The following is a 19,410-nucleotide window of genomic DNA, read 5'->3' as shown; positions in this document are numbered from 1 at the left end:
AACTGACGTTATCGTTTAATCGAATTCAGCGTTTCTTCGCTCTTGGGGTAGAGCGACGGGCCGGCAGTGCGCAAGTACTGCCGGCCCTCCTATTTCCGGCCTCCTGTTTCCGATCGCCTGCCGCCCATGACGGGCGATGCCCGGCATAATCCGCTCGTCACCCCTCTCCGCATGAGCCCATGATTGCCTGCGATGTCGTCATCGCCACGCCCTTCGGCAAGCTCGGTGCCCGATACGCGGCCGACGAATTCCGCAGCATCGTCTACCTGCCGCCGGACACTGCACTGAAACCCGCGCAGGACGCATTGGCCGAGGTCTTCGTGGCCGAGATCGAACGCTACCTGGCCGATGCCCGCAATCTGCCGTGCCTGCCTCTCGCGCCCCAGGGCACGGCCTTCCAGAACCGCGTCTGGCAAGGCATTGCTGCCATTCCCAGTGGCCGTACGCGCAGTTATGGCGAACTGGCGGACGAACTGGGCAGCGCCGCGCGCGCCGTCGGACAGGCCTGCGGCAACAACCCCTATCCTCTCGTCGTGCCTTGCCACCGCGTCGTCGCGCGCACCGGCCTGGGCGGGTTCGCGCATGCGCGCGACGGCTGGTTGCTGGACGCCAAGCGCTGGCTGCTGCACCACGAACGGGCTTTATGAGCCAGGCGGCAGCCACCGATATCGCGCTGGTCGATGCCTTTATCGACACGGTATGGCTGGAAGACGGTTTGTCGCGCAACACGCTGGACGCCTATCGCAACGACCTCAAGGGCCTGAGCGCCTGGCTGACCAGCCAAGGGGGCGATCTCGCGCATTGCGACAAAGCCAGGCTCGACGCCTATGTTCGCGACCTGAGCCAGCGCAGCAAGGCCAGCAGCCAGCGCCGTGCCATTTCCTCGATGCGCCGCTTTTTCCGTTGGGCATTGGCCGAAAGTCATATTGCCGTCGACCCCAGCCTGAATATCGACACGGCCATCATGCCGACGCGGTTTCCGAAGACGCTCAGTGAGAAGGAAGTCGAAGCCCTGCTGGCTGCGCCGGATATCCACACACCGTTCGGGCTGCGCGATCGCGCAATGATCGAGACCCTTTACGCCACCGGCTTGCGCGTCAGCGAACTGGTGAGCCTCAGGATGTTCGAAATCGACCTCACGGCAGGTGTCGTCAAGGTCATGGGCAAGGGCTCCAAGGAACGGCTGATCCCACTCGGCGAATGGGCGCTCGAATGGATCAGGAAATACATTTCCGGGTCGCGCGCAATACTGGCGACGTCCGCACGCGATGACACCCTCTTCCTGAACCGTTTCGGCAATGGCATGAGCCGCCAGATGTTCTGGCGCATCATCAAGCAGCACGCGGTGCAGGCCGGCATTGCCTCGGCGCGCATTTCGCCGCATACCCTGCGCCACGCCTTCGCCACCCATCTGCTCAATCACGGCGCCGACCTGCGGGTCGTGCAATTGCTGCTGGGCCATGCCGATATATCGACGACACAGATCTATACCCATGTCGCGCGCGAACGATTGAAACAACTGCACGCCCATCACCATCCGCGCGGTTGAATCACACGAGATTAAACATTGTTTATCCGGTTATTTTCTTGACTTGTTTCGGCTGATTGCGTATTTGTTGAAACAGGCAACCGGTTGCCGCATTACAACCATAGGGATAATCGAGATATGGAACTGAGCAAGCTTTCCGTCACCGAACTCAAGCGCCTGAAAACCCGCGTCGACGCGGAAATCGCCCGCCGTGACGACACCACCCGCAAGACGCTGCTGAAGAAGGTCCAGAAACTGGCCAGCGAAGCCGGCGTATCCCTGAATGATCTGCTGGGAAGCAAGCCTGCCAGCCCCGCCCGTAGCAGCGGCAGCAAGGCGCCCAAGAAAGCCGCTGGCGGTTCGCGTGGCAAGGTCAAGCCCAAATACCGCAATCCCAACGACGCCAACCAGACCTGGACCGGCCGCGGCCGCAAGCCGCAATGGGTGGCTGCATGGCTCGCCAACGGCAAGCCGCTGGATGGCCTGCTGATCAGCTGAGCAAGACTGATCAGGCGTAATGAAGCTGCCGGCAGGTCCCGGCCGGCAGCTTGAATGATTTCAGGGGCGCGCCTGAGTTACCGAATCGGCGTGGCGTTCGACCGCATGACGTTCGACCGCATAACGTTCGATATTGACGCCGATCCGCCTCACACCGCGGATGACGCCGGGCTTGGCAATTGCCAGCCGCACCCAGCGCGCTCCGAATTCCTCGATGAGCATGCCGGCGAGAAACTCGGCCAGCGCTTCCAGCAGATTGAACTGCCGCTCTGCCAGCACCTGGCGGATGCGCTGCACCGTCTTGTCGTAATCGATGGTGTCGGCAATATCGTCGCGCCGCCCGGCATGCGCTGCCATGCCCAGGCGAAGATCGATCTCCAGCGGCTGTTTCAGCACCCGCTCACGGGGATAGATACCGACCTGCGCCTCGACGCGCAGCCCCTCAATGAATATATGATCGCTGTCGCTCATGTCCGGGCCACTCCCGTCACGCCTTTCACACCCGGAGCGCGTGCCCGGTCACGAATGCCCTTCACCAATCCAGCCACATTGAATCCCGCCGATTGCAAACCATGCTGACGATTCTAGCCGCACTTGTCCTTGCCTATCTGATCGGATCCATTCCCTTCGCGGTCGTGGTGAGCCGCGCGATGGGACTGCAGGACCCTCGCAGTTTTGGCTCCGGCAATCCGGGGGCGACCAATGTCCTGCGCAGCGGCAGCAAGCTGGCCGCACTGCTCACGCTGATCGGCGATGCGGCCAAGGGCTGGATCGTCGTCGTGCTGGCCCGCCATTTCGGCGACCAGGCGGGCCTGGAAACTGCCCATATCGCGGCAGTGGCGTTGGCCGTTTTCCTCGGACACGTGTTTTCGATCTTCCTGCGCTTCAAAGGCGGCAAGGGCGTCGCCACGGCAGCCGGGGTTCTGCTCGGCATCCACTGGGCACTGGGCTGCAGCGTGCTGGTGTTGTGGATCGCCACGGCGGCCATCAGCCGCTACTCCTCGCTCGCAGCCATCGTCGCTGCCGTGGCCGCGCCGATTCTCGCGCACCTGTTCGGCCTGGGCGGCGCGTGGACGGTGGCCGTGGCGCTCATGAGCGCCGTGCTGATCTGGCGCCACCAGGACAATATCCGCCGCCTGCTGGCCGGCACCGAGGGCCGCCTCGGCAAGAAAAAACCCTCCTGAACCGCAACGCCTGCCCCATGCTTGCCGTTGTCATCTAAGCTTGATGCACAGCGCGTAGCCTGCGGACGATCCGGCAGTCGCACATGCGCCGGACAGACAAGGGGGCTGCATGCAGATCGTCTCTGCCGCCAACGCGGTGGCCATGATTCCCGACGGGGCAAGCATCATGGTGGGGGGCTTCATGGGCGTGGGCACGCCCAACTGCCTCATCGATGAACTGGTCCGCCAGGGCAAGCGCGGACTCACCATCATCGGCAACGACACCTGCACCCCCGGACAGGGCATCGGCAAGCTCATCGATGCGCGCCTCGTCAGCAAGGTGATTGCCAGCCACATCGGGCTCAATCCGGTGACGCAGCAACAGTTGATCGCAGGCGAGATCGAATGCGAACTGGTGCCACAAGGCACGCTGATCGAACGCATCCGCTCGGGTGGTTGTGGCCTGGGCGGCGTGCTGACCCCTACCGGCGTCGGCACCATCGTGGAAGAAGGAAAGCAGAAGATCGCCGTCAACGGTCGCGACTACCTACTGGAAGTCGCACTGCGGGCCGACTTCGCATTCGTTGGCGCCTTCCTCGCCGATTACCTCGGCAACCTTACCTACGCGCTGACTTCCCGCAATTTCAATCCGCTGTGCGCGATGGCCGCCGACACCGTCATCGTCGACGCTGAGAACATCGTCCCCACCGGCGTCATTGCACCGGATCACGTCATGACGCCCGGCGTGCTGGTGGACTACCTGATCGGACACGAGTGAGCCCATGGACGCACAGCAACTGATCGCCAAACGGATTGCGCTGGAACTGCGCAACGGCATGCTGGTGAACCTGGGCATCGGCATTCCCACCCAGGTCGCCAATCACGTACCGGCCGGGGTGAATGTGTTCTTCCAGTCGGAGAATGGCCTCATCGGCACCGGCCCGGTGCCGGAACCCGGCATGGTCCAGTCGCGCCTCACCGACGCCGGCGGTCGCCCGGTCAGCGCCTTGCCCGGCGCCTGCGCCTTCGACAGTGCGATGTCCTTCGCGCTGATCCGTGGCGGACACCTGGACATGACGGTACTGGGTGGCCTGCAGGTAGACGCCGCCGGCCGCCTGGCCAACTGGATGATCCCCGGCAAGATGGTGCCCGGCATGGGTGGAGCGATGGATCTGGTGACCGGGGCACGCCGCGTAGTGGTCGCGATGCAGCACACCGCGAAGGGCAAGCCGAAGATCGTGCGCCAATGCAGCCTGCCACTGACCTCGGTGAGAACCATCGACCTGCTGGTCACCGACATGGCCGTCATTGGCTTCGGAGGCGGGCGCGCGCGCCTACTGGAAACAGCGCCCGGTGTCAGCGTGGCGGAAGTGGTGGCGGCGACCGAGGCCGAACTGGACATCCCGGACGCAGTGCCCACGATGGCCGTGCAATAAGGCCACACCCTAGCCGCCACCCGCCGACTGCGCGTTCAGGCCTCAGCCAGTTCGCTCAGCGGCCAGCGTGGCCGGATGCGGAAACCCCCTCCGTTAGCCGGCAACTGCGCGTGCGCCACCCGCAGCGCACAGGCAAAAGCGATCATCGCGCCATTGTCCGAACAGAATTCCAGCGGCGGGAAGAACACCTGGCCGCCGCGCCGCTGCATGGCGGTATGCAGGCGCTCACGCAATGCCAGGTTAGCGCCAACGCCGCCAGCGACCACCAGTTGCTTCAGGCCGGCCCGCTTCACCGCGTCGAGCGCCTTGCTCGCGAGCACATCGACGACGGCAGCCTGGAACTCGGCAGCCAGATCGGAAGCCTGGCTTTCGTCGTAGGCCGGTTGCTTCATGGCCGTCAGCACGGCGGTCTTGAGGCCGCTGAAGCTGAAATCCAGGTCGCCCGAGTTGATCATCGGCCGTGGCAGCCTGAAACGCCCCGCCTCCCCTTGCTCCGCCAGCTTCGCCAGCGCCGGCCCGCCGGGGTAGCCCAGCCCCATCAGCTTGGCCGTCTTGTCGAAGGCTTCGCCGGCCGCGTCGTCCACGCTTTCACCCAGCAACCGGTAATCACCGACGCCGCCGACGCGCATCAACTGGGTGTGTCCGCCGGAGACCAACAGGGCGACGAAGGGAAATTCAGGGCGCTCCGGCGCCAGCATCGGCGACAGCAGGTGGCCTTCGAGGTGATGGATCGGATAGGCCGGCACGTCCAGCGCCAGCGCCAGGGCTTCCGCGACACTGGCACCGACCAGCAATGCGCCGGCCAACCCGGGACCTGCTGTGTAGCCGATGGCGTCGACATCCTGCAGGCGATGCCCCGCAGCGGCCGCAGTCTCGCGCAACAGCGGCACGATGCGGCGGATATGGTCGCGGGAAGCCAGCTCCGGCACCACGCCGCCGTAGGCCGCATGCAGGTCTATCTGGGAAAATACCCGGTGGGCCAGCAGGCCGTGCTCGGTATGGCACAGGCCGATGCCGGTCTCGTCGCATGAGCTTTCGATGCCCAGGACCAGCTTGTTTACAGCGGGGAACGTCATGATGAGCGCCAGTTTACCGGATCGGGCAGCCGGGGCGCTTGAGCTGTGAACGAAAAATGGTATAGAATCGCGGGCTTCACGGAACCAGCATCTGGAGCGAGATATGTCTCGAGTGTGTCAAGTTACGGGCAAGGGCCCGATGGTGGGGAACAACGTTTCCCACGCCAACAACAAGACCAAGCGTCGTTTTCTGCCGAACCTGCAGAACCGCCGCTTCTGGCTTGAAAACGAAAACCGCTGGGTCAGCCTGCGCGTCTCGAACGCCGGTCTGCGCCTGATCGACAAGAAGGGCATCGACGTCGTGCTGAGCGAGCTGCGTGCTCGTGGCGAACGCGTCTGAGCCTGAGCGACAAGGAAGAACATCATGGCTAAAGGCGGACGCGAAAAGATCAAGCTGGAGTCCTCTGCGGGCACCGGCCACTTCTACACGACCAACAAGAACAAGCGCACCACTCCTGAAAAGCTGGAGTTCACCAAGTACGACCCGGTTGCCCGCAAGCACGTGGTCTACAAGGAAACCAAGCTGAAGTGATGCCCACCCGGTAACGGCGCAGCCCGTTGCCGAGTTGCTGGTTCCCACGGGCTCACGCCCGAACACAAAGGCCCGCTGCACGCGGGCCTTTGTGTTTTCAGGCCGACACGCATTCGGCCTCTGAACTGTTCCTCGATCCGAACCTTTGCAAGGAGCTGGTGATGAGCCATCCGAGCACCGAAAACCTCAACGTCGCATCCTTCGACCGCATGCCCTCGCCGGCCGAGATCAAGGATCGCGTGCCGCTGTCCGACAAGGCCGCCGCCACCGTGCTGGCTGGCCGCACTACGCTGGGCCGCATCCTCGACCGCGCCGACCAGCGCCCCTTCGTGATCGTCGGCCCCTGTTCCATCCACGACCCGGAAGCCGGGCTGGACTACGCGCGTCGCCTGAAGGCACTGGCCGAGGAAGTCGCCGACACCCTGTACGTGGTGATGCGCGTGTATTTCGAGAAGCCGCGCACCTCCACGGGCTGGAAGGGCTTCATCAACGATCCGCGCATGGACGACTCCTTTCACATCGAGGAAGGCATGGAGCGCGGCCGCCGCTTCCTGCACGACGTGGCGGAAATCGGCCTGCCGGCCGCGACCGAGGCCCTCGACCCCATCGCCCCGCAGTACTACGGCGATCTGGTGAGCTGGACCGCCATCGGCGCGCGCACCTCGGAATCGCAGACCCACCGCGAGATGGCTTCCGGCCTGTCGACACCGGTCGGCTTCAAGAACGGCACCGATGGTTCGCTGGACGCCGCCACCAACGGCATCCTGTCAGCCGCCGCGCCACACAGTTTCCTGGGCATCAACGAGCAGGGCTCGACGGCCGTCATCCGCACCCGCGGCAACAAGCACGGCCACCTCGTGCTGCGTGGCGGCGGTGGCCGCCCGAACTACGACACCGTGTCCGTGTCGCTCGCCGAACAGGCCCTGGCCAAGGCCAGGCTGCCGCAGAACGTCGTCATCGACTGTTCGCACGCCAACTCCTGGAAGAAGCCGGAGCTGCAACCGCTGGTGATGAAGGACGTGGTGCACCAGATCCGCGACGGCAACCGTTCCATCGTCGGCGTGATGATCGAAAGTCATCTCGAAGCCGGCAACCAGCCGATTCCCGCCGATCTGTCGCAACTGAAGTACGGGTGCTCGGTCACCGATGCCTGCGTGGGCTGGAACACGACCGAAGAGATGCTGCGCCAGGCGCGCGAGGTGCTGCGTCCGGTCATTGCCGCCCGCAAAGCCTGAGCCCCCTGCCGAACCGAATCCAGAACAAGGAACAACGATGCCCCTGATCCAGCCCTTCAAAGGCCTGCGCCCCGCCGCTGGCCGTGCCGCCGACATCATCGCTCCGCCCTACGACGTGCTGTCCAGCGACGAGGCGCGCCAGCGCGTGGCCGGCAAGCCCTGGAGCTTCCTGCACATCTCCAAGCCGGAAATCGACCTGCCGCTGGGCACCGATCTCTACAGCGCCGAGGTGTATGCCAAGGCCCGCGAGAACCTGGACGCAATGCTCGCCGCCGGCGTGATCGCCCAGGACGCAACGGCCTGCTACTACGTGTATCGCATCGTCATGGGCAGCCACGTTCAGACCGGTCTGGTCGCTGCTGCATCCTGCAAGGACTACGACACCAACCGCATCCGCCGCCACGAACTGACCCGCCCGGACAAGGAAGACGACCGCGTACGCCAGATCGAAGCGCTGAACGCGCAGACCGGCCCGGTGTTCCTGGCCTATACCAACGCCGCGGACATCGACACGATCCTGCAGAAGACCACGGCCCTGACGCCGGACGCGGATGCCACCGCCGACGACGGCATCCGCCACACGCTGTGGGCGATCCGCGATGCAGAGACCATTGCCAAGATCAGCACCACCTTCGACGCCATGCCGGCGCTGTACATCGCCGACGGCCATCACCGCTCCGCAGCAGCCTCGCGCGTCTGCGCGGCGCGCAAGGCGGCTAACCCTGCGCACACCGGCGATGAAAGCTACAACTACTTCCTGTCAGTGATCTTCCCCGACCACCAGTTGAAGATCCTCGATTACAACCGCGTGGTCACCGACCTGCACGGCCTGAGCGTCGAGGACTTCCTGGCGCGCGTCGGTGAGTCCTACTCCGTCGAGCCGAGCAGCACGCCGGTGAAGCCGTCGCGCCACGGCGAGGTCGGCGTATACGTCGCCGGCAAGTGGCACAAGCTGTCGATCAAGCCGGCCCTGGTGCCTGAGGACCCGGTCGCCCGCCTGGACGTCAGCCTGCTGACCACGCACATCCTCGACCCCATCCTCGGCGTCGCCGACCTGCGTCGCGACAAGCGTATCGATTTCGTCGGCGGCATCCGCGGCCTGCCGGAACTGGAGAAGCGCGTGAACAGCGGCGAGATGGCCGTGGCTTTCGCGATGTATGCCACCACCATGAGCGATCTGATGGCCGTCGCGGACGCCGACCAGATCATGCCGCCGAAGTCGACCTGGTTCGAACCGAAGCTGGCCGACGGCATGGTGTCGCACGTTCTCGACTGAGCAGGAAAGCAATCGCCGCATGAGCCGCCTGTGGAGCCCGCTGGTCCACCGCCTGACCCCCTATGTGCCGGGCGAGCAGCCGAAGCTGCCGAACCTCGTCAAGCTGAACACCAACGAAAGCCCCTACGGCCCTTCGCCCCGCGTCGCTGCGGCGATCCAGGCCGAACTCGCCGCGGGCGATGGCGAGCGTCTGCGTCTCTACCCGGACCCGAATGCCGATCTGCTGAAGCAGGCCATCGCCCGACATTTCGGCATGCAGGCTACGCAGGTGTTCGTCGGCAACGGCTCGGACGAAGTACTGGCGCACGCTTTCATGGGCCTGCTGCAGCACGACGCGCCGCTGCTGTTCCCGGACATCAGCTACAGCTTCTACCCGGTGTATGCCGGGCTGTACGGCATCGAGCCGCGCGTCGTGCCGCTGGATGATGGCTTTGGCATCCGGATCGATGACTACCTGCCGGACGTAGCAGGGGATGCCGGCGGCATCATCTTCCCGAACCCCAACGCACCGACCGGCCGCGCCCTGCCGCTGGCCGAGATCCGTCGCCTGCTGCAGGCACGACCTGATTGCGTCGTGGTGGTGGACGAGGCCTATGTCGACTTCGGTGCCGAAAGCGCAGCCTCGCTGGTGGCCGAGCACGACAACCTGCTTGTCGTGCAGACCTTCTCCAAGTCGCGTGCGCTGGCGGGCCTCCGGGTCGGCTTCGCGCTGGGCCATCCCGCCTTGGTCGAGGCGCTGGAGCGGGTCAAGAACAGCTTCAACTCATATCCGCTCGACCGGCTTGCCATCGTCGGCGGCGTTGCCGCGATCGAGGACGATGCCTGGTTTCGCGACTGTTGCGCGCGGGTCGTTCGCAGCCGCGAGGCGCTGGTCTCGGCACTGACCGGGCTCGGTTTCGAGGTGCAGCCCTCGGCCGCGAACTTCGTTTTCGCACATCATCCTGGTCACGACGCTGCCGGACTGGCTGCAGCGCTGCGCGAGCGCAGCATCATCGTGCGCCACTTCCGGCAACCGGAGCGTATCGCCCGGTTCCTGCGCATCACTGTGGGTACCGAAACGCAGTGCGGCCTGCTGGTGGACGCGCTGGCCGCCATCACCACGGCCTGAGCTGCAACAAAACGTTCATTGCACGCCGCTACAGTGGGCCATCCAGGCCACTGACGGCATCGCATGAACGTCCTGATGATCTCCGACGTCTACTTCCCCCGCATCAACGGGGTATCGACGTCGATCGAAACCTTCCGCAGTGACCTGCATGCCATCGGCGTGCGCAGCACACTGATCGCTCCCGAGTATCCACAACGCGAGGATGACAGCCGGGAGGACGGCATCGTCCGCATTCCCGCGCGCTACCTGCCGATGGACCCGGAGGACCGCATGATGAAGCGTGCGGCGATCCGCGCCTGGCTACGCGACTACCGCGGCCCTGCCTTCGATCTCGTACATATCCAGACGCCCTTCGTTGCTCATTACATGGGCATCGAGATCGCACGCATGCTCAAGCTGCCGGTGATCGCCAGCTACCACACCTATTTCGAAGAGTACCTGTACCACTACATTCCCTTCCTGCGGCGCGAATGGCTGCGCGGGCTGGCACGCAGGTTTTCGCGCGGCCAGTGCAATGCGCTCGACGCGCTGATCGTGCCCTCGCGCGCCATGGCCGACACCCTGCGTGGCTACGGCGTCACCTCGCCCATGCACATCCTGCCGACCGGGCTGCCAGCCGACCGCTACCAGGGAGGCGATGGCGACTACTTCCGCAACCGCTACCAGATCCCGAAGGATCGCCCCTTGCTGCTTTTCGTGGGACGAGTCGCCTTCGAGAAGAACATTCCCTTCCTGTTCGAGGTCACGGCCCGCATCCGCCAGCAGATTCCCGACGTCCTGCTGCTGGTGACCGGCGAGGGTCCGGCCCTGGCCGATCTGCGCGAGCGCACCCGCAGCATGGGCCTGGACGACAACGTGCGCTTCCTCGGCTACCTGGATCGCCGCCACGAACTGCTCGATTGCTATCGCGCAGCGGATCTCTTCGTATTCGCTTCGCGAACGGAAACGCAGGGACTCGTCCTGCTGGAAGCCATGGCGCTGGGGACGCCGGCACTGGCGCTGTCGATCATGGGAACACGCGACATCCTGGAGCCCGCCCCGCGCGAGATGACCGCGCCGGAAGACGCCTCCGCCTTCGCCAACCAGGCCGTTGCGCTGCTGAAGAACCCGGCGCGCCTGGCGCAACTGGGCGAAGAAGCCCGCAGCTACGCACGCCAGTGGGAAGCCCGTGCGATGGCCGAGCGGGTGGCGCGGCTGTACGACAACGTCTGTGCGGGCAAGCCATCGGCAAGCCTGGAGGTGGCGGGCGCCCAGCGCGCCGCCGCCTGATGGCGAGCCGCGCTGCGAGCTCGCGCGGGCGGATGGCCTGAAGCTACTTGATGACGCGCAGGTGACCGCGCGCCGGCGGGGTCGGCGGCTTGTCGTCCGCATCGCCATCCTCACCAGCAGCGGGCGAATCCAGCTCCACCTGCTGCGGTGAAGCCTCCGACGAGCCGTCCAGCTCGATGCCACCGCTGCCAGCCGCATTGCCGAGCTCGAAAGCCATGCCCTGCCCGTTCTCGCGGGCGTAGATAGCCACTACGTTCGAGATCGGCACGAAGAGGCTGTGCGCGACACCGCCAAAGCGGGCCTGGCAGGTGATGTCGTCGTTGGAGATGGTGAGCCCGTTGGTCGCGTAAGGCGCGATGTTCAACACGATCTGCCCGTCCTTCACGTAGGCATTGGGCACGCGCGTGGTCGTGTCGACGATGACGACCACGTGCGGCGTGAAGCCGTTGTCCACGCACCAGTCGAAGATGGCACGGATCAGGTAGGGCTTGGAGGAAGCGGGCGCTGACATGACCGGAAACGGATCGCGGGTGGATCGGTGTTGGATGACGGCAAATACGCCACGCGGCACCGAGGTGCCGCGCGGGAAGCTTAGCGACGCATCGCCCGTTCGGACGGCGTCAGGGCATCGATGAAGCCCTGGCGGGTGAAGATGCGCTCGGCATACTTCATCAGCGGGGCGGCATTCTTGCCCAGCTCGATGCCGTAGTGCTCCAGGCGCCACAGCAGCGGCGCGATGGCCACGTCCAGCATGGAGAACTCGTCACCCAGCATGAACTTCTGCTTGGTGAACATCGGCGCCAGTTGCAGCAACTGGTCGCGCACATGGGCACGCACCTTCTCGACGCCCTTCTGGTTCTTCTCCAGGGCCTCGATGTGCACGAACAGCTCTTGCTCCAGCGAGTGCAGCAGCTGGCGGGCACGGGCGCGCATGATCGGGTCGGCGGGCATCAACTGCGGATGCGGGAAGCGCTCGTCGATGTACTCGTTGATGATGTTCGGCTCGTACAGCACGAGATCGCGATCAACCAGCACCGGCACGCGGTTGTACGGGTTGATGACGGCGATGTCTTCGGGCTTGTTGAACAGGTCAACATCGATGACCTGAAAGTCCATGCCCTTCTCGAAGAGCACAATCCGGCAACGGTGGCTAAGGGGGTCCGTTGTACCGGAATAGAGATTCATCATTGCGGAGTTACTCCAGGAATACTCGGAATCACGCACGATACGGCGCGTAGGCGCCACATCGTGCTCACGACGGGAAACTAACATTTCAGTGACACACCCGTTCAATGCAGGTCTTTCCAGATGGAACGCTTCAGCAGGTAGGTCAGGACACCCAGAACGGCCAGAATGGCCAGCACCCACCCGCCGATCAACTTGCGGTTGTGTTGGGACGGCTCACCCATCCAGGTGATGAAGGAGACGAGATCGGCGACAGCCTCGTCATACTCTTCCTTCGGCATCTTGCCGGCCTTGACGATCTCCAGGCGCTCCAGATGCTTGGCCTTGCCGCCATGGCCGTCTTCGCGCTCGACGAAATGGGCCACCTGTTCGCCCTGCAGATCCCACAGCGCGTGCGGCATGCCGACGTTCTCGAACACGACGTTGTTCCAGCCGGTCGGCCGGTTGGTGTCGCGGTAGAACTGGCGCAGGTAGGTGTACAGCCAGTCGGCGCCGCTGCCGTAGTGCGAGGCACGCGAGCGGGCGATGACGGTCAGGTCGGGCGGGGCTGCGCCGAACCATTGCTTGGCTTCGGCCGGACGCATGCCCACCGTCATCAGGTCACCCACCTTGTCGGCCGTGAACAGCAGGTTGTCCTTGATCTGCTGGTCGCTCAGGCCGATTTCCTGCAGGCGGTTGTAGCGCAGGTAGCTGGCGCTGTGGCAGTTCAGGCAGTAGTTGATGAACAACTTGGCGCCGTGCTGCAGCGAAGCGTTGTCGAACTGCAGGGGCGCCTTGTCGAGGCGCAGTTCGGGGCCGGCGGCATGGGTGGCCGCGGCCGTGGCGAAGGCAACCGTCGCGATCAGTGCGCGAAGGATCTTGTTCTTGAAGCTCATTGCCAAGTGACCCTTTCCGGTTCGGGCTGCGTCCTGTCCATCGCCGTGTACCACGGCATGAACGCAAAGAAGCCCAGATAGAGAATCGAGCAGATCTGCGACACGATGGTGCCCACCGGCGTCGGCGGCAGGATGCCGAGGTAGCCCAGCACCACGAAGCACACGACGAACACCGCCAGGACGGCCTTGTAGAGCGAGCCCTTGTAGCGGATCGACTTCACCGGGCTGCGGTCCAGCCAGGGCAGCAGCGCGAACAGCAGCACCGACACGCCCATCAGCACCACGCCCCAGAACTTGGCGTCCAGGAAGATGAAGCCCAGCACCAGCACACCGGTGACGCCGACAGCGGCCAGCTTCGCCAGCTTGTGGCGCAGCGAGAAGAAGCTCAGGCCACCGACGATCAGCACGAAGACTCCCAGCCACAGCATGAAGTCGGAGGTCGTGGCACGCAGGATCGAGTAATACGGCGTGAAGTACCAGACCGGCGCAATGTGCGGCGGCGTCTTCAGCGGATCGGCCGGGATGAAGTTGTTGAACTCCAGGAAGTAGCCACCGCCCTCGGGCATGAAGAACACCACCGCCGCGAACACGAACAGGAAGACCACGGCACCGAAGATGTCCTTGATCGTGTAGTACGGGTGGCTGTAGATGCCGTCCAGCGGAATGCCGTTCGCATCCTTGGGCTGCTTCTTGATTTCCACGCCGTCCGGGTTGTTCGAGCCGACCTCGTGCAGCGCGGTGAGGTGGGCCGCCACCAGGCCGATCAGCACCAGCGGGATGGCGATGACGTGGAAGCTGAAGAAGCGGTTCAGCGTCGCGTCGCTCACCACGTAATCGCCGCGGATCAAGAGTGACAAGTACTCACCGATCAGCGGAACAGAACCAAAGAGGTTCACGATCACCTGCGCCCCCCAGAAGGACATCTGTCCCCAGGGCAGCAGATAGCCGAAGAAAGCCTCGGCCATCAGGCACAGGAAGATCGCCACGCCGAACAGCCACACCAGCTCGCGCGGCTTGCGGTACGAGCCGTACATGAGACCGCGGAACATGTGCAGGTACACGACGACGAAGAACGCCGAGGCCCCGGTCGAGTGCAGGTAGCGGATGATCCAGCCACCGGGCACGTCGCGCATGATGTATTCGACGCTGGCGAAGGCCACCGGCACGCCCGCCGCATTCAACGAGGCATCCGGCTTGTAGTGCATCACCAGGAAAATGCCGGTGACGATCTGAATCACCAGCACCAGCATCGCCAGCGAGCCGAAGATGTACCAGAAGTTGAAATTCTTCGGCGCGACGTACTTGCCCCACTGGCTCTCCCACAGGAAGGTCAGGGGGAAGCGGGCGTCGACCCAGTCCAGCAGTTGTTGGGCTTGCTTCTGCATGGATCAGGACTCCTTGCTGTCTTCGCCGATCAGCAGGCGGGTGTCGGAGAGATAAGTATGCTTCGGCACCACTAGGTTGTCCGGTGCGGGCATGCTCTTGTAGACGCGACCAGCCAGATCGAACAGCGAGCCATGGCAGGGGCACAGGAACCCCCCCTGCCAGCTGTCGCTGATGCCGCTCTCGGAACCCAACGCCATCTTGGCAGTCGGGGAGCAGCCCAGGTGCGTACAGATACCTTCACAGACAAAAAACTCATCCTTGATCGCACGAGCCTCACCCTTGATATAGGCAGGCTGCTTCGCACGTAGCGACTCGGGATCGGCGACCAGATCGTCGGTCTTTTTCAGCGAAGCCAGCATCTCCGGCGTTCGGCGCAGGATCCACACCGGCTTGCCTTGCCACTCAACGGTTTTCAACTCACCGGGCAGCATGCCACCGATGTCCACTTCCACCGGAGCACCAGCGGCCTTGGCACGCTCGGATGGCGCAAAGCTAACTGCAAAGGGTACAGCTGCACCCAGACCTGCTGCGCCGCCAACCACGGCTGTCGCCGCGATCAGGTTACGGCGAGAGGCATCAAGACTGCAGGCGCAGCCAGCGTGTTCGCCGGGTGCGTCAAGTTTGGCGTCGCTCATCGGTTACCCCGAGAAGGTTACTTGTTATCGAAAAACTGCCGGATTATAGCGAGATCGCCCCACCAGATTAAAGCCTTGACTGCGTCTGCCCCCCTCAAAGCCGCACTGCCATTGGGTTTGCGCGGAAAGACGGACAGACGCCCCGGGGTCGGAAAGGCGTGAAAAACGCTCAGGGAAGGTCGACGAGGCGCCAGTAGGCCAGCAAGAGGCCGGCCAGCGCGCCCGGCGCTTCGGACACGCGCCGCTTGCTGACGTAGCCTGCGACATGGCTGCGATAGGCGCCGGCGCGGTCCTCGGGTTTTTCGGAAGTGGTCAGCACGAAGACCACGCAATCCGTCAGGTCCGGATCCGCCCGCAGGCAGGCCAGGAACTCCAGCCCGCCCATGCGCGGCAGCTTGATGTCGAGGAGGATCAGGCAGGGATGCGGCAGCGGCGCCTGGGATCCTCCGCGCAGCAGGGCCAGGGCCTCGTCGCCGTCACGGGCATGATGGACCTGGCAGGCGAAACCTTCTTCCAGCCCGAGCTGCGCCGCCTCCTCGACGGCGCGCTCGACGGCCTCGCGGTCGACCTCATCGTCCTCCACCAGCAGGAGGCGCAGCGCGGGGCGTCGTGACGGACTCATGTCAGCCCTCCTCCGCACGCGAGGGCGCCAGCTTGCGCCAGGTGAAGCGGAAACAGGCGCCCCGGCCGGACCAGGAGTCGACCCGCACGCTGCCCCCATGTGACTCCACGGTCCGCTTGACGATCGCCAGCCCCATGCCGCTGCCTTCCACTTCATCGCGCGGACGCAAGGTCTGGAACATGCCGAAGATGCGTTCGTGATGTTCCGGTGCCACGCCGGGGCCGTCGTCGCAGACATCCACCTCGATATGGCTGCCCTGGTCGCGCGCACTGATCTCCACGCAGCCCTGTTCGCGGTCGTGGTGCTTGAAGGCATTGCTGACGAGGTTGAGCAGGACGAGCCGCAGCGGCACACGATAGGCCTGCAGGCTCGGCAATTCGCCCACCACGTCGAGCCGGAAACCCGGCGGCGGCCCCAGCAGGTCGCGCAGCTCACGCACCATCTCGCGCAGGTCCACCTCCTCTGCCGCGCCCTCGGGCTGGCCGGCGCGCGCGTACTGCAGCAGATCGTCGAGCAGGTGGTCCATGCGCCGCACGCGACTACGCAGCAACTGCAGATGGCGGCTCGACTTTTCCGGTAGCAGCCCGGCGGCGTCCTTCTCGATCCACGAGGACAGGTTGTCCACTGCGCGCAGCGGTGCCTTGAGGTCGTGCGAGGCCACGTAGGCGAAGTCGTCGAGATCGCGGTTGCTGCGCGCCAGTTCGGCATTCACCCGCTCCAGCGCAGCCGAACGCTCCGCCAGGGCCTGCTCGGCAAGCCTGCGCGTCGTGGTGTCGATCAACGCAGCGACGAAAACACGGCCCTCCGGGCGATCGATGGGACTCAATCCGATCTCCACCGGAATCTCTGTCCCATCCCGGTGACGGGCCTTGAGCTCACGCCCGACCATGGCCCGCCCACGCGGACTCTGCGTGTAGCCGCCACGCAACTCGGCGTGGGCACCGCGCTGGGCTTCTGGCACCAGTTCTTCAACCTGCATCCCGACGAAATCGTCGCGGCTGTAGCCGAACAGGCGCTCGGCCTCGCGGTTGGCGAGCTGAACCTTGCCCTGTTCGTCGGTCATGAGGGTGGCATACGGAGCGGCCAGGATCGCCTGCACTAGCAGGGCCTGGGCACGCTTCTGCTCGGCGATGTCCCGGATCACCAGGGCCGCGCCGGTCACCCGGCCGATTTCATCGACCATCGGCGACATGGACAGCGCCACTTCGACCAGGTGGCCGTCACTGCGGCGATGCTGGGCTTCGCTCTGGTCGACCCGCTGGCCGGCACGGACGGCCGCCAGCGAGGTCTCGAACGCCTTGCGGCGCGCCTCCGACATCAGCATGCCGAGCGGCTGGCCGGCCGCCTCGCCGGCGGTGTAGCGGTAGAGCCGCTCGGCGGCAGGGTTCCAGGCGGTGATGAGGCCGTCCGCGTCGATGCCGATGATGGCGTCCGACGAGCTCTCGACGATCATCGCCAGTTGCTGGTTGTTCTGCGCGCGCAGGCGGTCGGTGGTATCCACACCCATCGCGAAGAAGCCGACCACCACGCCGTCCACCTGCCGGTGTGGCACGTAGCTGACCTCCACGTCGATGTCGACGCCGCGCGAGTGGTCGTGGAAGCGGGTATTGAACATCACCCGTTCGCCAGCCAGCACCCGTTCGACATACGGGCGCAGGCGTGCATAGCCTTCGGCGCGCAGCGCCGGCAAGCTCATGCCGAGGATCTCCGACTGCGGTATGCCGCACCAGCGCTCGTAGGTGGCGTTGATGAAGCGGTAGTGCAGATCGCTGTCCAGGTAGGCGATCAGCGCCGGGATGGAGTCCGTCAGCAGGCGCAGCTGCGTTTCGCTACGGCGCAGCGCCTCCTCGGTCTTGCTGCGCTGTTCGACCTCCTCGCTCAGCTCGATGGCCTGCCGACTGACTTCGGCACCCGACAGCACCAGCTCCCCGGCCAGCGCCTCGGTGCGGAACATGCGCCCGGTGACGAACATCATCACGCCACCCACCAGCGCGGTGATGAGCATGCCGGCCAGCAGGGTCAGCATCGGCACCGGCCCCTGGCGTGCCAGCACGTACTGCGCGGAGGCCTCGAAACGCAAGCGCCAGGTGCGGCCACCGAGATCGATGTGGTGTTCGGTGCGCGGGCGCCCCACCACGCTGCGCAATTCGCCGGTCACCGGTACCGGCGGATGAGCGGTGAAGAAACTGTGCAGCGGCGTCCCCCCGGCCTCGTCGAGGATCTCCAGCCCGACGCCGCGCACCTGCAGGCTGGGCAATGCGTTGCTGACCACGCGATCGATACGCACCACGCTCACGATCACGCCCGCCAGGTCGCGGCGACGCCCGGCCAGGCTGGCCGGCACGGTGTCCCCGCTATACACCGGGCTGACGATCAGCACACCCTGGCTCCTGCCGTCGCCAACGCGGAAGTTCAGCGGCGGGCTCATCATCGTCTGGCCGCGATCGCGCGCCGCCAGCACCGTGTCGCGCCGTTCGGCGCTGGCCGCCAGATCCAGGCCCAGCGCGTTCGGGTAGCTCGCCAGCGGTTCGAGAAACAGGTAGGGGTAGTGTTCGTGTTCGCCCTCGTCGCGCAAGCCCGTGGCCGGCGAGTCCGGCACCACCCGGATGGCATAGTCCCGCATCGCCTCGACCACTCTCGGGTCCTGGCTCGCGAGCCCTTCGGCACGCGCTGCACGCTCGAATGCGGCGCGCTGATCCGCCGGCACCCTCGGCACCCAGGCCAGCGCCTGGATGCTGTCGAGGCTGCGCAGGTTGCGCTGGTACATGCGCGCGAAATCGCCACGGCTCGGGCCACCGCCGACGCCACCGTGACTGGCCAGCGCCTCGGTGATGTCGATGGTCTGGCTGACCTCGGCCTGCATCACCTGGGCATACGCAGCGGTCTCGGTCTGGAATTCCAGCGCGATGCGTTGCCGTTCGGCGCCATCGACCCACAGGAACACCATCACCGCCAGGCAGAAACTCGCCAGCACGGGCAGGCCGACCGTCCACCGGCGGCGGTGCCACTCCTCGACGGGCTTCCCGCCCAGGCACAGCACCAGCGGCATGAAGGTCAGCACGCCCAGGCTGTCGCCGGCCCACCAGGTCAGCCAGTTCCACAGCAGGGCATCGACGGGCAGGATGTCCATCCTGGCCAGCACGACCACGCCGATGCTGGACGAGAGCAGGCAGCTCACCGGGCCGCCCAGCAACAGCATGAGGAAGATCGCCCAGCCACGCTGGAGCGGCTGCGGATAGCCACTGAAGCGGCGGACCAGCCACTGCCCGGCCAGGGCCTGCAGCGTCGCGCCGGTGGCGATCAGCGACGCCACGCCCCATGAACTCGTCTCCCCGGCAACCGGCAAGGCCATCGTCTGCAGGAACACGGCGCCCAGCCACACGCCGGGCCACAGGCGCCAGCCACCGACGAGCAGCACGCCAAGCGCGATGCCGGCGGCGGGGAAGACGGCCGTGGCGTAGTCCGGCGGCGTCGCCAGCATCAGGCCGAGACGACCACTGACCAGGTAGGCCAGCACCAGCAGGAGCAGGCCCAGCAGATAACGCAGCGCAACCGGCGGCCGGGTCATGCCGTCTCCTGGCAGATT

At 65.2% G+C, this 19,410-nt stretch carries 21 protein-coding genes; 12 read left to right on the top strand and 9 right to left on the bottom strand.

Annotated elements, in window-relative coordinates:
• Positions 1-179 precede the first annotated feature (179 nt).
• The 3 genes from VVD47_RS17875 (at position 180) to VVD47_RS17865 (ending at position 2,026) form a co-directional block, all read left to right on the top strand.
• Positions 180-647 carry a methylated-DNA--[protein]-cysteine S-methyltransferase gene (locus VVD47_RS17875; RefSeq protein WP_327604874.1) on the top strand — a complete coding sequence of 156 codons (468 nt, stop codon included), beginning with the start codon at positions 180-182 and terminating at the stop codon, positions 645-647.
• On the top strand, positions 644-1,549 hold the full coding sequence (gene xerD, locus VVD47_RS17870) for a site-specific tyrosine recombinase XerD (RefSeq protein ID WP_327604873.1): 906 nt from the start codon (positions 644-646) through the stop codon (positions 1,547-1,549). Before VVD47_RS17875 ends, xerD begins: the two co-directional genes overlap by 4 nt.
• Positions 1,550-1,666: 117 nt before the next feature.
• Complete coding sequence (locus tag VVD47_RS17865) at positions 1,667-2,026, top strand: H-NS histone family protein (RefSeq protein WP_327604872.1); 360 nt, start codon at positions 1,667-1,669, stop codon at positions 2,024-2,026.
• 60 nt (positions 2,027-2,086) lie between these two features.
• Here VVD47_RS17865 and VVD47_RS17860 read toward each other — a convergent pair whose 3' ends face one another.
• On the bottom strand, positions 2,087-2,497 hold the full coding sequence (locus tag VVD47_RS17860; RefSeq protein WP_327604871.1) for a dihydroneopterin aldolase: 411 nt from the start codon (positions 2,495-2,497) through the stop codon (positions 2,087-2,089).
• 101 nt (positions 2,498-2,598) lie between these two features.
• On the opposite strand from VVD47_RS17860, the gene plsY reads away from it, so the two are divergent.
• The 3 genes from plsY to VVD47_RS17845 all read left to right on the top strand — a co-directional run bounded on the left by plsY (position 2,599) and on the right by VVD47_RS17845 (position 4,625).
• Positions 2,599-3,210, top strand: coding sequence for a glycerol-3-phosphate 1-O-acyltransferase PlsY (gene plsY / locus VVD47_RS17855; protein WP_327604870.1), 612 nt, complete (start codon positions 2,599-2,601; stop codon positions 3,208-3,210).
• A gap of 109 nt (positions 3,211-3,319) precedes the next feature.
• Entirely contained in the window at positions 3,320-3,967 is a 648-nt protein-coding gene (locus VVD47_RS17850) for a CoA transferase subunit A (RefSeq protein ID WP_327604869.1), read from the top strand.
• Between the two features lie 4 nt (positions 3,968-3,971).
• On the top strand, positions 3,972-4,625 hold the full coding sequence (locus tag VVD47_RS17845) for a 3-oxoacid CoA-transferase subunit B (RefSeq protein WP_327604868.1): 654 nt from the start codon (positions 3,972-3,974) through the stop codon (positions 4,623-4,625).
• Between the two features lie 35 nt (positions 4,626-4,660).
• Here the strand turns inward: VVD47_RS17845 and tsaD are convergent, their stop codons facing one another.
• Complete coding sequence (gene tsaD / locus VVD47_RS17840) at positions 4,661-5,701, bottom strand: tRNA (adenosine(37)-N6)-threonylcarbamoyltransferase complex transferase subunit TsaD (protein ID WP_327604867.1); 1,041 nt, start codon at positions 5,699-5,701, stop codon at positions 4,661-4,663.
• Between the two features lie 103 nt (positions 5,702-5,804).
• Here tsaD and rpmB point away from each other — a divergent pair, with 103 nt between their 5' ends.
• From rpmB to VVD47_RS17810, 6 genes are all read left to right on the top strand, one after another.
• On the top strand, positions 5,805-6,041 hold the full coding sequence (gene rpmB / locus VVD47_RS17835; protein ID WP_327604866.1) for a 50S ribosomal protein L28: 237 nt from the start codon (positions 5,805-5,807) through the stop codon (positions 6,039-6,041).
• Between the two features lie 24 nt (positions 6,042-6,065).
• Positions 6,066-6,233, top strand: coding sequence for a 50S ribosomal protein L33 (rpmG, locus tag VVD47_RS17830; RefSeq protein ID WP_327604865.1), 168 nt, complete (start codon positions 6,066-6,068; stop codon positions 6,231-6,233).
• A 161-nt stretch (positions 6,234-6,394) separates the two neighbouring features.
• Positions 6,395-7,468: a 3-deoxy-7-phosphoheptulonate synthase gene (locus tag VVD47_RS17825; RefSeq protein WP_327604864.1), complete on the top strand. Its 1,074-nt coding sequence runs from the start codon at positions 6,395-6,397 to the stop codon at positions 7,466-7,468.
• Positions 7,469-7,505: 37 nt separating this feature from the next.
• Complete coding sequence (locus VVD47_RS17820; RefSeq protein ID WP_327604863.1) at positions 7,506-8,744, top strand: DUF1015 domain-containing protein; 1,239 nt, start codon at positions 7,506-7,508, stop codon at positions 8,742-8,744.
• Positions 8,745-8,763: 19 nt separating this feature from the next.
• A complete protein-coding gene (gene hisC, locus VVD47_RS17815; protein WP_327604862.1) occupies positions 8,764-9,852 on the top strand; it encodes a histidinol-phosphate transaminase in 1,089 nt (362 codons plus the stop codon).
• A gap of 63 nt (positions 9,853-9,915) precedes the next feature.
• On the top strand, positions 9,916-11,121 hold the full coding sequence (locus tag VVD47_RS17810) for a glycosyltransferase (RefSeq protein WP_327604861.1): 1,206 nt from the start codon (positions 9,916-9,918) through the stop codon (positions 11,119-11,121).
• A 43-nt stretch (positions 11,122-11,164) separates the two neighbouring features.
• On the opposite strand, the gene VVD47_RS17805 is transcribed toward VVD47_RS17810, so the two are convergent.
• The 7 genes from VVD47_RS17805 to VVD47_RS17775 all read right to left on the bottom strand — a co-directional run bounded on the left by VVD47_RS17805 (position 11,165) and on the right by VVD47_RS17775 (position 19,392).
• Positions 11,165-11,632 carry a ClpXP protease specificity-enhancing factor gene (locus tag VVD47_RS17805; protein WP_327604860.1) on the bottom strand — a complete coding sequence of 156 codons (468 nt, stop codon included), beginning with the start codon at positions 11,630-11,632 and terminating at the stop codon, positions 11,165-11,167.
• A gap of 80 nt (positions 11,633-11,712) precedes the next feature.
• Positions 11,713-12,309, bottom strand: a complete 597-nt coding sequence (locus tag VVD47_RS17800) for a glutathione S-transferase N-terminal domain-containing protein (RefSeq protein ID WP_327604859.1) — start codon at positions 12,307-12,309, stop codon at positions 11,713-11,715.
• 101 nt (positions 12,310-12,410) lie between these two features.
• Positions 12,411-13,181, bottom strand: a complete 771-nt coding sequence (locus tag VVD47_RS17795) for a cytochrome c1 (RefSeq protein WP_327605126.1) — start codon at positions 13,179-13,181, stop codon at positions 12,411-12,413.
• Positions 13,178-14,566: a cytochrome b gene (locus VVD47_RS17790; RefSeq protein ID WP_327604858.1), complete on the bottom strand. Its 1,389-nt coding sequence runs from the start codon at positions 14,564-14,566 to the stop codon at positions 13,178-13,180. Before VVD47_RS17790 ends, VVD47_RS17795 begins: the two co-directional genes overlap by 4 nt.
• 3 nt (positions 14,567-14,569) lie before the next feature.
• Positions 14,570-15,202: a ubiquinol-cytochrome c reductase iron-sulfur subunit gene (gene petA, locus VVD47_RS17785; RefSeq protein WP_327604857.1), complete on the bottom strand. Its 633-nt coding sequence runs from the start codon at positions 15,200-15,202 to the stop codon at positions 14,570-14,572.
• A 169-nt stretch (positions 15,203-15,371) separates the two neighbouring features.
• On the bottom strand, positions 15,372-15,824 hold the full coding sequence (locus VVD47_RS17780; RefSeq protein ID WP_327604856.1) for a response regulator: 453 nt from the start codon (positions 15,822-15,824) through the stop codon (positions 15,372-15,374).
• Position 15,825: 1 nt separating this feature from the next.
• The gene (locus VVD47_RS17775) at positions 15,826-19,392 is read right to left on the bottom strand and encodes a PAS domain S-box protein (protein ID WP_327604855.1); all 3,567 of its coding nucleotides are present in this window, start codon (positions 19,390-19,392) and stop codon (positions 15,826-15,828) included.
• Positions 19,393-19,410: the final 18 nt, after the last annotated feature.

The organism is Uliginosibacterium sp. H1 (genome assembly GCF_036017065.1).
Taxonomy (GTDB): domain Bacteria; phylum Pseudomonadota; class Gammaproteobacteria; order Burkholderiales; family Rhodocyclaceae; genus Uliginosibacterium.
This window is presented reverse-complemented; position numbering and strand designations above follow the sequence as displayed.

Excerpts from the sequence above, each read along its gene's own strand:
- VVD47_RS17875 (WP_327604874.1), top strand. The coding sequence starts at position 180 with ATGATTGCCTGCGATGTCGTCATCGCCACGCCCTTCGGCAAGCTCGGT.
- xerD (WP_327604873.1), top strand. The coding sequence starts at position 644 with ATGAGCCAGGCGGCAGCCACCGATATCGCGCTGGTCGATGCCTTTATC.
- VVD47_RS17865 (WP_327604872.1), top strand. The coding sequence starts at position 1,667 with ATGGAACTGAGCAAGCTTTCCGTCACCGAACTCAAGCGCCTGAAAACC.
- VVD47_RS17860 (WP_327604871.1), bottom strand. The coding sequence starts at position 2,497 with ATGAGCGACAGCGATCATATATTCATTGAGGGGCTGCGCGTCGAGGCG.
- plsY (WP_327604870.1), top strand. The coding sequence starts at position 2,599 with ATGCTGACGATTCTAGCCGCACTTGTCCTTGCCTATCTGATCGGATCC.
- VVD47_RS17850 (WP_327604869.1), top strand. The coding sequence starts at position 3,320 with ATGCAGATCGTCTCTGCCGCCAACGCGGTGGCCATGATTCCCGACGGG.
- VVD47_RS17845 (WP_327604868.1), top strand. The coding sequence starts at position 3,972 with ATGGACGCACAGCAACTGATCGCCAAACGGATTGCGCTGGAACTGCGC.
- tsaD (WP_327604867.1), bottom strand. The coding sequence starts at position 5,701 with ATGACGTTCCCCGCTGTAAACAAGCTGGTCCTGGGCATCGAAAGCTCA.
- rpmB (WP_327604866.1), top strand. The coding sequence starts at position 5,805 with ATGTCTCGAGTGTGTCAAGTTACGGGCAAGGGCCCGATGGTGGGGAAC.
- rpmG (WP_327604865.1), top strand. The coding sequence starts at position 6,066 with ATGGCTAAAGGCGGACGCGAAAAGATCAAGCTGGAGTCCTCTGCGGGC.
- VVD47_RS17825 (WP_327604864.1), top strand. The coding sequence starts at position 6,395 with ATGAGCCATCCGAGCACCGAAAACCTCAACGTCGCATCCTTCGACCGC.
- VVD47_RS17820 (WP_327604863.1), top strand. The coding sequence starts at position 7,506 with ATGCCCCTGATCCAGCCCTTCAAAGGCCTGCGCCCCGCCGCTGGCCGT.
- hisC (WP_327604862.1), top strand. The coding sequence starts at position 8,764 with ATGAGCCGCCTGTGGAGCCCGCTGGTCCACCGCCTGACCCCCTATGTG.
- VVD47_RS17810 (WP_327604861.1), top strand. The coding sequence starts at position 9,916 with ATGAACGTCCTGATGATCTCCGACGTCTACTTCCCCCGCATCAACGGG.
- VVD47_RS17805 (WP_327604860.1), bottom strand. The coding sequence starts at position 11,632 with ATGTCAGCGCCCGCTTCCTCCAAGCCCTACCTGATCCGTGCCATCTTC.
- VVD47_RS17800 (WP_327604859.1), bottom strand. The coding sequence starts at position 12,309 with ATGATGAATCTCTATTCCGGTACAACGGACCCCCTTAGCCACCGTTGC.
- VVD47_RS17795 (WP_327605126.1), bottom strand. The coding sequence starts at position 13,181 with ATGAGCTTCAAGAACAAGATCCTTCGCGCACTGATCGCGACGGTTGCC.
- VVD47_RS17790 (WP_327604858.1), bottom strand. The coding sequence starts at position 14,566 with ATGCAGAAGCAAGCCCAACAACTGCTGGACTGGGTCGACGCCCGCTTC.
- petA (WP_327604857.1), bottom strand. The coding sequence starts at position 15,202 with ATGAGCGACGCCAAACTTGACGCACCCGGCGAACACGCTGGCTGCGCC.
- VVD47_RS17780 (WP_327604856.1), bottom strand. The coding sequence starts at position 15,824 with ATGAGTCCGTCACGACGCCCCGCGCTGCGCCTCCTGCTGGTGGAGGAC.
- VVD47_RS17775 (WP_327604855.1), bottom strand. The coding sequence starts at position 19,392 with ATGACCCGGCCGCCGGTTGCGCTGCGTTATCTGCTGGGCCTGCTCCTG.